The sequence below is a fragment of the bacterium genome (assembly GCA_035528375.1).
GTDB lineage: Bacteria > RBG-13-66-14 > RBG-13-66-14 > RBG-13-66-14 > RBG-13-66-14 > RBG-13-66-14.
The window spans coordinates 1-10,801 of record DATKYS010000075.1 but is presented as its reverse complement, the minus strand read 5'-3'; the positions used below and the strand labels follow the sequence as shown (position 1 = coordinate 10,801).

Below are 10,801 nucleotides of genomic sequence, written 5' to 3'. Positions count from 1 at the left end.
ACTGGCGCCCTCGATGAGCTCGAGGTCGGCGTCGGTGGTGGTCTCCGTGGCCAGGTCGGGCATCCGCGTACCGCAATGGCGGCAGAAGCGCGCGTGATCGGGGTTTTCCTTGCCGCAGGCGGGACAGTACACGCCAACCTCTCCGGACGGCTTTAATTCGGTGCTATTTTAGCACACCGGACCGGACGAGGCCGTCCTGGATCCCCGGAGCGGGGAATGCCGGCTACACCGATGTTTAAGCGGCCCGTGGAGGATTGTCCCACCGGGGCCGTTTCGTGATTTCTTAAAAAAAGCCGGTCCCCGTCTTCTATTGGACGGCGCCGGGTTCACAGTCACCCTTATCAATCCCCCTTAAAAAAAGGCGCCGGTCGCAAAGAACGGCCCCGACTTCACAACAGCCCCCGTCGCCGATCCCACGCGTCCCGTTGCCGACCCCTGTTCGCGTTCCGCCTGGCGACCAGCGGGTTTCATGACCGCCCCCGTCGCCGATCCCACGCGCCCCCTCGCCTACCCCGGCCCGGCTACGCCCCCTCGCCGGCCTCCTTCAACAGGTCGCGGAAGCTGGTCCACTTGTTCTTGGTCGAGTAGATGTAATCGTGCTTGGCCAGCGTTCCGTTGCGGATGTACTTGACCAGGGTCGCGTAGCTCATCGGCCCCATCTCCTTCTTGGAGTCTATGAGGTAGATGTAGATGTTGTCGGGCGGTATGAGGCCGGGACGCGGCGGGAGGTCCTTCTCCTCTTCCGCGGACACCTTGGTGACGGATTTTTTCGTCTCCGGTTCGATGCGGGGCGCGGCGAGGTCAATCTTGACCTCCTCGGGTTCCTCCACCTCGACGCCGACCAGCTCGCAGGTCTGGGGGTGGTCCTTGATGAGCCACCAGCGCCCGTCGCCGGTGCCGATGGTGTCGTCCCCGGTGATGGCCCCTTTGCGGATGAGCTTCTTGATGCGCTCGAAGGACCCCGGACCGTACTTGACCCCCGTGGTGGCCTTGCGGACGATGAGACCGTCGTCGGGGAGCTTCGGCGGCACGGCCAGGAGCTCGGAGAGGGTGATGGGCGCGTCGGTGGGGGTGTGGTGGAGCTTGGCCTCCTCCTCGGGCTCCAGGCGGGCCGGCACCTTGGAGCCGTCGCCGCGCAGGCGGAAGCCGCAGTTGCCGCAGAAGATGTCCGTCTCGCGGATCGGCTCACCGCAGGAGGGGCAGACCATGTCCCCTTTGGGGCGGGGGGTTCCGCACATGATGCAGAACTTGCCGTCCGCCTCGTACCGGGTGCCGCAGTTGGGGCAGATGTCGCGCTTAGCGTCCATGCGTCCAGGGGGATGGGGGAGACAAGGGGTTTATACCCCTTGCCTTCCTTTGGGGTGAACCTTTTAGCTCAATCGGAGTATGCCAGCGGTCCGGGGCTGTGTCAACCGCGCAGGTTGGACTTGCTAAAAGTCCCCTCGGGTATCACCACGTCGAAGGTGAGGTTGGACATGGTCACCGTGGTCTTGCCCGAGCCGCGCACCAGGTCGCGCATCACCACGACCGTGGGGTACCAGCGGTCGCCGTACTGGGCGATGCCGCCCATGGTGGATTCTTTTAGAAGCGTGCCCGAGGCGGCGAACATGTCCTGCTTCAGCGGCACCAGAAGCAGGGCGTCTACCCAGACCCGCTGGGTGCGGTAGGTGACGTCGGGCCGCCTGGCGGTCAACAGAATCACGTAGCAGCTCCGCCCCCGGTAATCCTCGGTGCCTTCCAGCTCGGCGTCGTAGTCGTCCAGGATCTCGTGGCGCGACATCATGTCCTCGTAGGAGTAGTCGCTGCCCAGCATGGAGCGCCGCAGCATGTTGCCGGTCAGCTTGAGCTCCTTGTCCTCGGCGGGGATGTAGAGCCACAGCTCGTCGCCCAGGCGGAGCTGGCGGGTGCCGGCCTCCCGCTGGGGGTACGTGACCTCGATGAGGGCGTCGTCTGCGCCCCTTGCGATGATGGTCATGAGCTTGGTGCGCGTGTCCCCCTCCGGGGTGACTATCTCCATCTTGGCCACGGCGGTGAGCGTGTCGTAGACCATGTTGGCGTCCACGGCCAGGATCACTTCCTCGGCGGTGACGGTCATCCCCGGAAGCGCGAGGAGGAGGAGAAAAAAGGTCAGGCGTCGCATTGTCTCCCTCGTTAGATAAAGCGCAGGGCTTTTGTCGGCTGCAACCGGGCGGCCTTTGCGGCGGGGTAAAGCCCGGCGATGACGCTGACGATGATCCCCAAGAAGAAGGCCCCCAGAACCATCTCGGGCGTCACCAGGCCGTAGATGACGTTGTCAATGGGGATAGTCATCATGGAGGATAAACCTTCACCGAAGTCTATGCCCACGTTCTGGAGTATCAATCCCAGGCCGGTCCCGATTGCCACCCCGAAGAAGGAGCCCAGGAAGCCCAGCACGGCCGCCTCCCCCAGGAACAGCAACATCACCTGCCGCCCCTTGGCGCCCATGGCCATCAGCACTCCGATCTCCCGGGTGCGCTCGAAGACGTTGGTCAGCATCGTGCTGATGATCATCGCCATGGCCAGGATGATCATGATGGCGCGGATGATGCCCACAACCCCTTGTTGCATTTGCGCCATTTCGACGAGTATGTAAGAAAGCTCCTGCCAGGTGTAGGTCTCGAAGCCCTCGCGCGTGGGCGATTCGATCTTTTCCGGCTCCCCGGAGCCTTCCGGGGACAACTCCCCGGCGAGAGTGGAGGATTCCTCTGGCGCGACGGCGGGTCCGCCGGTATCAGGTACCATACCAATTTCAGTCGTGAGGGCGGCCAGGACTTTTTCTTCCATCGCCCCGGATTCCATCGGGTCCTCGCCGTTGACGATGATGGCGGTGGCGGCGTCCGGAAGCTCAAGATACGCCTGCGCGTCCGACAGGAGCATGAGCGCCCCGCCCTCGTCTATCATCGAATTCATCGTCGCCACAATCCCCACGACGGTGAGGTCAATGGCGGTCAGCGCGCCGTAGGCGGTCCGTGTGACGACGGTGAGCACGTCGCCCAGTTTAATGCCCAGCAGCTCGGCCAGACGGTACCCGATCAGGCAGCCGTCCGCGTCCCCCTCGTCCAGATACCGACCCTCCATGACCTTGTCGGAGTAGCGGTGGATGCGCCCGGCGGCTTCGGGCTCGATACCGATGAAAACACCGCCGATCTCGTTTCCCGCGAAGGTGGCCAGGCCTCCGAAGGTTATCTGGGCCGTTACGTCCACGACGCCCTCGGTGTCCCGGAGCGTCTCCATGACCCGGTTCAGATGGCCGATGGCGATGTCGGTGGGCAGAGTGCGCTTCTCGTCGTAGTACCCCGGGGCGTAAATCTGCACGTGACCGCTGGCCTCCACCGCCTTGTCGTTCAACATGTGGTACATGCCGTCTATGAGGGAGTCGGTGACGACGATCATCATCAGCACCACGGTAATGGCCGCGACGGTGATCAGGGAGCGTCTCTTGTTGCGCGTCACGCCGCGGACGGCGAGCTTGAAATTGTTCATCGGTCACACCCCCTCTTGAGCCCCGTCGTGCGTCTCATAAAAAACTCCCGGTTAGATAAAGCGCAGGGCTTTGGTGGGCAGCATCCGAGCGGCCTTGGCCGCGGGGTACAACCCGGCGAAGACACTGACGACGAATCCCAGGAGGAAGAATTGTACGAGCCTCAGCGGTGCAACGAGGGGGTGGAAGACCTGGCCCATAGGCACGTTCGTCAGGGAGCTGTATGCATCGCCCAGGTTTATGCCGACACTCTGTAAAACGAGTCCGATCCCGGCGCCCAGCGCCACGCCCGCCAGTGAGCCGATGATTCCCAGGGCGGCCGCCTCGCCGAGGAACACAAGGAGCACCTGGCGTCCCTTGGCCCCCATGGCCATCATTACCCCGATCTCCCGGGTGCGCTCGAAGACGTTGGTCAGCATGGTGTTGGCTATCATGGCCGCCGCAAGGATGAGCAGGACGGCGCGGAGGACGTCCAGCATCTGGTCCTTCTGGTTGATTAAATCGAAGATCAGGTGGTTGAGCTCGTACCACGTGTAGCCCTCGAAGCCTTCTTTGGTTGGAGCCATGATAACTTCATCCGGCACCTCGAAGCCCCCCGTGGGAGCCTCCTCCGCGAATAGCGGCACAACGTCCTCGGTTTCCGGGGTTACGGGTTGGAGGGGCTCCGTTTTGAGCTCGACACCGGCGTTCAAAAGGGCGAGGAGGCTCTCCTTGAGTTCGACGGATTTGTCCGCGTCCTCTCCGGTGACGATTATCGCCGTGGCGGCGTTCGGGAGCTCCATGTGCCGCTGGGCATCCTCCAGGCGCAGGAGCACCCCCGCCTCGTCAATCATAGGATTCATCGTCTTCACGACGCCGACTACCGTAAGGTCGGCGGCGGTAAGGGCTCCGTAGGAGGTCTGAGTCACGTAGGTGAGCGCGTCCCCGACCCCGATGCCCAGGAGCTCGGCGAACCGATAGCCGATCAGGCAGCCGTCCACGTCGTTGTCGGTGAGATACCGCCCCTGGGTGACCTTGTCCGTGTAACCGTGGATGCGGTCGGCTGATTCTGGCTCGATTCCGCTGAAGAGGCCGGTCATCTGTTTCTCGTCGTGGATGGCCAGCCCGCCGAAGTTTATCTGGGGCGTGACGTCAACGACCCCGCCCATCCCCCGGATTTCCGCCAGGGTGTGGTCGAGGTCGCCGATGGCGATGTCGGTGGGAAGGGTGCGCCTCTCGTCGTAGTACCCCGGCGCGTAGAGCTGGACGTGCCCCGTGATCTCGATTACTCCGTCCTCTGTCTGTTTGGTTGCGCCGTCCATGAAGGCGCCTAAAATTACCATCGTCATCAGCGCGATTGTGATGGCGGAGAGCGTCATGAGGGTGCGGCGCTTATTCCGCGTCACGCCACGGAGGGCCAGCTTCAGGTTGTTCATCGGCCACCGTCCCCGGCTTGGGTCCTGTCATCGGAGATGCGGCCGTCGGTCAGGGTGACGATCCTCCTGCAGAAGCTCATCACCAGGGGATCGTGGGTGGCGAAGAGGAAGGTGGCCCCGTGGCGCTCGTTCATCTCCTTCAGGAGCTTCATGATTTCGGTGCCGGTGCTGGAGTCCAGGTTGGCGGTGGGCTCGTCGGCCAGGACGACGGCCGGCTCGGTGACCAGGGCCCGGGCGATGGCCACCCGCTGGCGCTGTCCGCCGGACATGTCGTTGGGGCGACGGTTTAAGTACTCCGCGAGCCCCAGCTCGGTCAGGAGCTCCGCCGGGCGCTTCTTGAGCCTCGCCTTTTCCTGGGCGTCGGCCCTCCGGTAGTGCCCCCCCAGGATGAGAGGGTACTCGGCGTTCTCCTTGGCCGTCAGCACGGGGATGAGGTTGAAGGTCTGGAAGACGAAGCCGATGCTCCGTCCGCGGATCTCGGCCCGGCGGCCGGACTTGAGGTTCTGCACCTCCTCCCCGGCCAGGATGACCCGACCCTCGTCGGGGACGTCCAGGCAGCCGGCGATGTTCAACAGCGTCGTCTTCCCCGAGCCCGAGGGGCCGACCAGGGCGGTGAACTCGCCCCGCCCGATTGTCAGGTCCACGCCGCGCAGCGCCGGAGCGCGCAGGTGGCCCAGCTCGTAGCTCTTCGTAAGGCCCCGGATTTCGAGAACTGCGTCCATATCCTCTCGCTTGGTTGTTTTTATAAACCCTTGTGGTGACGTGTTATACTAAACCCGATGGGTGATTCGGCCGTAAAGGGTCGGGTGCTGGTGTTGAACACCGCTTTCCTGGGTGATGTGGCGCTTACCACGCCGCTCTTCTCACTCCTCGCCGGGGACGGCTGGACGGTGGACGCCCTCGTGGTCCCCGCTTCGGCCCCTCTCTTGGACGATCATCCCCACCTGAACCGGGTCGTCGTCTACGACAAGCGCGGAGAGCCCGGTTTGGGCAAGCTCCTCTCCCTGGGTCGCGATCTGCGCGGACGGTACGACGCCGTGTTGGTGCCTCACCGCTCGGCGCGCAGCGCAATCCTGGCCCTGCTCACCCGGGCGCCCGTTCGTATCGGGTACGGGCCGCCGAAGGGACCCTATACCCCTCCCTTTACGGACCGGGAACTTCGGCCGAAATTCACCCTCTGGGGCTTCCTCTACACCCACCGCGTCGAGTACACCCTCGGCCGTCACGAGACCCTGCGCATCTGCGATCTGGCCCGGCCGCTGGGCCTTTCGCCGTCCGAGGAGCCCCGGGGCGTTCTCGGTGTCGGCGGTGGTGACGCGGAGTGGGCGGAGGCCCTCTTCGATCGCCTCAGCCGGCCGGTCATCGCCCTCTTTCCGGGCAGTCTGTGGGAAACTAAGCTGTATCCTCCCGAAAGGTACGCCGCCGTCGCTCACGATGTGATACGGCGCACCGGCGGAAGCGTCGTCCTGATGGGGGGAAAGGCCGACATGGACGCCGCTCGAGTCGTAATCGGCGGCGGAGCGCCCGGGCTTTCCTCCCTGGTGGGACAGACGGACCTCGGTCGGGCCAAGGCAGTCATCGCCGGGGCGGACCTGGTTCTCGCCAACGATTCGGGGCCGATATACATGAGCAGCGCGCTGGGCACGCCCGTGGTCTGCGTCTTCGGACCGACGGGCGTTCCGGGCGGATTCTGGCCCTTCGGTGTGCCCCACCGCATCGTCCGGGTCGAGGGCCTGGAGTGCCGCCCGTGCAGCCTTCACGGTCACCGTGTCTGTCCCCTGGGTCATCATCGCTGCATGTCCGAGCTGGACCCCGAGCGGGTCGTCGCCGCGTGTCTTGCGCTCCTCGGAGGGGGGAAGTGAACAGGTTTTATCGGTTCGTCGCGCTCGCCGTAATCCTCATGGTGCTGGGCTGTGTCCGCGGGCCGAGGCCGCAGTATCCCGGCGGTGCCCAGTACGGCATGGCCTCGTGGTATGGCAGAGACTTCCAGGGCCGGCCCACCGCCTCGGGCGAAATCTTTGACATGTACGGCTACACCGCGGCGCACCGCAGCCTCCCCTTCGGCACACGGGTGCGGGTGACCAACGAGGCGAACGGTCGCAGCGTGGTGGTCCGCATAAACGACCGGGGGCCCTGGGTCGAGGGGAGGATTCTCGACCTGTCCTACGCCGCGGCAAAACAGCTCGGGATGCTCGAGGCGGGCGTCATCCGCGTCAGGCTGGAAGTCCTGCGTTAGGCCGGCGGAGGGGCGTGTCATACCGGTTCCCCTTCCGGGGGCGGTCCGGTCAATAGGCCGTGGCTCACGATGCGTAAAAAATTGACGCCGATCTCGCCCGGGCCGATCTCCCGGGCGTTCAAGAACTGCGAGCTCAACAGGGATTCGAAGGCCGTGTAGAGCATCTCGGTGGCGACGAGCGGGTTTATCCCAGGATGGACGTCACCCTCCCGCTGACCGCGTTCGATCATCTCCACCACGCCCCGCACGAAGGGTTCGCGCATCGCCACGAGCTCCCGCCACAGGTCAGGGTAGTCGGTGCGCAGGTCGGTGAGCATCTGCATGGAGACGCGCTGCCGCATCCGCTGGGCGAAGTCGGTGACGGCCTTGAGCATCCCGCGGATGGACGGCTTCGCCGCCGGCTCGGGGACCAGGCTTTGAAATTCCTCCGGAATCAGGTCGCCGAAGACCCACAGCACGGAGTCAATCTTCTCGTACACCAGCTCGAAGAGCACGGCGCGGACCAGCCCGTCCTTGCCCTCGAAGCAGCCGTAGATGGTCTTCTTGCTGATGCGGCACTCCCGGGCGATGTCGTCCAGGGATGTCTTGCGGGGGCCGTAGCGGTAAAAGAGGCGCCCGGCGGCCTCCAGAATCTGACGGCGGCGGGGGTCGTCGTTTTCCGGTTGACGGGTGTGGCGGATGATGTCTTCGAGGTCCATAAAACCCGCGAAACTTGAATTACCTAAATCGGTTTCCATTATAGCGTGAAGTTTCCAGGTCGTCAAGCTGAACGACGTGCCGAGGACGGAATTTTTTTTAACGCCTGAAAAAACCGCCGCCGCCGCGCGTTTTACGGGTGCGAACCCCCGGATAATTTTACGAACGGCAGTATGAACAGTGAAATAAGGACGAACACCCCCGCCACGAGGAAGGCCGCCCAACTTCCGACGGTTTCCCAGAGCCAGCCGGCCAGCCAGCTCGCGGGGAGCGCCGCCAGCCCCATCATCAGGCGCGTCGCCCCCAGAATGGTCCCCCGCAGCTCCGCCGGCACCAACTCCACCGCCGCGCAGCTCAGGGCGGGCTCGAAAAGGCCCGTGCACAGGCCGTAGAGGACCAACAGAATTATGGACCACCAGCCCGACGGTCCGAGGAGGGCGACCGCGCAGAGCAGGATGAACGATAAAAGTGACAGGGTCAGGACCGGCCGCCGCCCGATGCGGTCCAGCATCCGTCCGCCCCGGTAGGAGGCCAGAACGGCCGCGGCGGTCATCGCCAGGTACGCGAGCGGGATCATCCCCGGCGGGACACCGTTTTCTTCGGCGTAAACGAGGAGCAGGGAGTAGGAGAAGAGGCCCAGGGAGGCCACGAAGACGAACAGGAGGAACAGGCGGCTGTTACGGTCGAGGAGGCGGAGGGAGAGGCGCTTCGGTTCCCGTTTCACGCGGGATTCGGGGAGAGTCAGAAGGATGACCAGGGCCGCGACGGCGCACGGTACGGCGGCGATATAGAAAATCCAGCGGAGCGGGATTGTATTTACGAAAAGCCAGGCCAGGAGGGCCCCGGTAAAGGCCCCGCCGTTGTCCATCGCCCGGAGGACGCCGAAGGCCCACCCCCTCTTTTCGGCGCCGTAAACGTCGCTCAGCATGGCGTCCCGGGGCGCGCCGCGGACCTTGCCCAGCCGGTCCACCACCTTGGGCCCGATCATCTGCCCCGGGGTCCGGGCCAGGCCGAATCCCAGCTTGCCCAGCGCCCCGGCCAGGTAGCCCGTCCAGATGAAGACCTTCCGCCGCCCCAGCTGGTCCGACAGGTATCCCGAGGCCAGTTGCGCCAGGGAGACGACGGCCGTGCCGAGCCCGTCGAGGAAGCCGATGAAGGCGGTCCCCGCCCCCAGGCCCAACAGGTACAGCGGCATGATGGGCAGCAGCATGTCCGAGCCCATGTCGTTGAGGAAGCTGGAGGCCGAAAAGGCCCGCAGTATGCGCTTGCGCTTCTTGTCGTCGCCCATCGTGGGTCCCTTTCAACCTGAGACTGGTGTAGTATAAAATAGTTACGTCATTCGTGGGTCGGTACGGACGCGGGAGCGGGATGGCCGAATTTTTTCAGATATTGAAGACCGCCGCCGTGGACGCCTTCCTGAGCGTGGGCACCTGGGTGGCGCTGATGCTGCTACTTTTCGGCTGGCTCGAGGTGCGCACCGCCGGGGGCATCGTACGGGGGATGCGGAAGCTCAGGCGGTGGCAGCCCGTGTTCGGTGCGCTTCTGGGTGTTTCCCCCGGCTGCGGCGGGGCCATCTTCATGATGCCCCTCTTCGTCAACGGGACCGTCACCTTCGGCACCGTCGTCGCCACCCTCCTGGCCACCATGGGCGACAGCTCCTGGGTCATCTTCAGCCGCCTGCCGGGTCACGCCCTGGTCATCCACGGCATCAGCTTCGCCGTCGGCGTCGGCACCGGATACCTGGTGGACGCCCTGGGTATCGGGAAAAACCTGCTCAAGGGCAGGGAGACCGAGGCCATGGCCGTCATCACCGAACAGGCTCAAAGAGGCGAGGCGTGCCTCCTGCCCGGCTTCGAGCACACAGAGCCCGCGGGCATGGAGGCCGCCCTGCACAAAAGGACGCACATCAGGCCCAAAAGCCTCTTTTACCGGATCACCCACAACCTCTTCCGGTTCGTCTGGGGCCTTTTCCTGGCCGGGTTCGTCCTCACCTTCCTGTCACAGATGCTCCAGATACCGGCTGCGACGATTGACGGCTGGTTCGGGTTCCCCCTCTTCGAGATTTTCGGAATCGTCGGCGCCGTCGTCTGCCTGGCCTGGATGATTTTCGCCAAAAAATTTCTGCGCGACGACACCCACGAGGAGGACGAGGAAAAATCCCAGAGTTTCCGTGAGATGCTCATCCACAACGCCGAGGACACCGCCTTCGTGGTGGTGTGGGTCGCCGCGGCTTACTTCGCCTTCTACGCCTTCAACGCCTGGAGCGGGGTGGACATGACCGCGCTGGTGCGCTCCGCCGGACCGTGGGCGGTCATCGGCGGGGCGGTCATCGGGCTCATCCCCGGCTGCGGCCCGCAGATCGTCGTCACCACCCTCTTCATCCAGGGGATGGTCCCCTTCAGCGTGCTCATCGCCAACGTGCTCTCCCAGGACGGCGACGCCCTCTTCCCGCTGTTGAGCCTGCACAAAAAAAGCGCCTTCCTGGCGACGCTGGTGACCACGGTGCCTGCGATCGTGGTGGGCCTGGCCTTCAATTACTTCTTACCCGGTTTCATGGCCGCGCCGCTGGCCGTGCCGTGACGTCGCGCCCCCTCTCCCTTTTAGGGAGAGGGTTGGGGTGAGGGTAAGGTCGAAGCGGCGGGGATGGGAATCCCCGCCCTACGTTTTTTAATCAAGCCTGGGTGAGGGCACCTAAAAAATGGGCTGACCGGTCGGTCGGCCCCTGCGAGGCTAGCTTGTGATTGAGACGTAGGGACGACCGTCCAAGGTCGCCCGAAAACGGGAGGGTGTGGACACCCTCCCCTACGACAAGTGAGATATCGCCCGGCCCTACGGCATCCCGAAATACACCGCCAGGCCCACGTAGGCGCTGCTCTCGAAGACCTCATCATTATTCAAGAACAGGCTGTACCCGCCCGGGAGGCCCCCCCCCCTGAAGGGATTCGGCTTGAG

The 10,801-nt window shown here is 64.4% G+C and carries 10 protein-coding genes; 3 read left to right on the top strand and 7 right to left on the bottom strand.

Annotation, left to right across the window (positions count from 1 at the left end; genetic code table 11):
* Positions 1-521: 521 nt before the first annotated feature.
* The 5 genes from VM054_06145 to VM054_06125 form a co-directional block, all read right to left on the bottom strand.
* Positions 522-1,307 carry a zinc ribbon domain-containing protein gene (locus VM054_06145; GenBank protein ID HUT98638.1) on the bottom strand — a complete coding sequence of 262 codons (786 nt, stop codon included), beginning with the start codon at positions 1,305-1,307 and terminating at the stop codon, positions 522-524.
* A gap of 101 nt (positions 1,308-1,408) precedes the next feature.
* Entirely contained in the window at positions 1,409-2,140 is a 732-nt protein-coding gene (locus VM054_06140) for an outer membrane lipoprotein-sorting protein (protein HUT98637.1), read from the bottom strand.
* Between the two features lie 11 nt (positions 2,141-2,151).
* The gene (locus tag VM054_06135; GenBank protein HUT98636.1) at positions 2,152-3,504 is read right to left on the bottom strand and encodes an FtsX-like permease family protein; all 1,353 of its coding nucleotides are present in this window, start codon (positions 3,502-3,504) and stop codon (positions 2,152-2,154) included.
* A gap of 51 nt (positions 3,505-3,555) precedes the next feature.
* Complete coding sequence (locus VM054_06130) at positions 3,556-4,917, bottom strand: FtsX-like permease family protein (GenBank protein HUT98635.1); 1,362 nt, start codon at positions 4,915-4,917, stop codon at positions 3,556-3,558.
* On the bottom strand, positions 4,914-5,639 hold the full coding sequence (locus tag VM054_06125) for an ABC transporter ATP-binding protein (protein ID HUT98634.1): 726 nt from the start codon (positions 5,637-5,639) through the stop codon (positions 4,914-4,916). The genes VM054_06130 and VM054_06125 overlap by 4 nt, the downstream gene beginning before the upstream one ends.
* Positions 5,640-5,732: 93 nt before the next feature.
* Between VM054_06125 and VM054_06120 the strand changes: the two genes are divergently transcribed.
* Together VM054_06120 and VM054_06115 are read left to right on the top strand one after the other, a co-directional pair.
* On the top strand, positions 5,733-6,779 hold the full coding sequence (locus VM054_06120) for a glycosyltransferase family 9 protein (GenBank protein HUT98633.1): 1,047 nt from the start codon (positions 5,733-5,735) through the stop codon (positions 6,777-6,779).
* Positions 6,776-7,153: a septal ring lytic transglycosylase RlpA family protein gene (locus VM054_06115; protein ID HUT98632.1), complete on the top strand. Its 378-nt coding sequence runs from the start codon at positions 6,776-6,778 to the stop codon at positions 7,151-7,153. Before VM054_06120 ends, VM054_06115 begins: the two co-directional genes overlap by 4 nt.
* Positions 7,154-7,170: 17 nt before the next feature.
* Here VM054_06115 and VM054_06110 read toward each other — a convergent pair whose 3' ends face one another.
* Positions 7,171-7,851 carry a TetR/AcrR family transcriptional regulator gene (locus tag VM054_06110; GenBank protein ID HUT98631.1) on the bottom strand — a complete coding sequence of 227 codons (681 nt, stop codon included), beginning with the start codon at positions 7,849-7,851 and terminating at the stop codon, positions 7,171-7,173.
* Positions 7,852-7,982: 131 nt separating this feature from the next.
* The gene (locus VM054_06105) at positions 7,983-9,137 is read right to left on the bottom strand and encodes an MFS transporter (protein HUT98630.1); all 1,155 of its coding nucleotides are present in this window, start codon (positions 9,135-9,137) and stop codon (positions 7,983-7,985) included.
* Positions 9,138-9,217: 80 nt separating this feature from the next.
* Here VM054_06105 and VM054_06100 point away from each other — a divergent pair, with 80 nt between their 5' ends.
* Positions 9,218-10,429, top strand: a complete 1,212-nt coding sequence (locus tag VM054_06100) for a putative manganese transporter (GenBank protein ID HUT98629.1) — start codon at positions 9,218-9,220, stop codon at positions 10,427-10,429.
* The last annotated feature ends 372 nt before the right edge of the window (positions 10,430-10,801 follow it).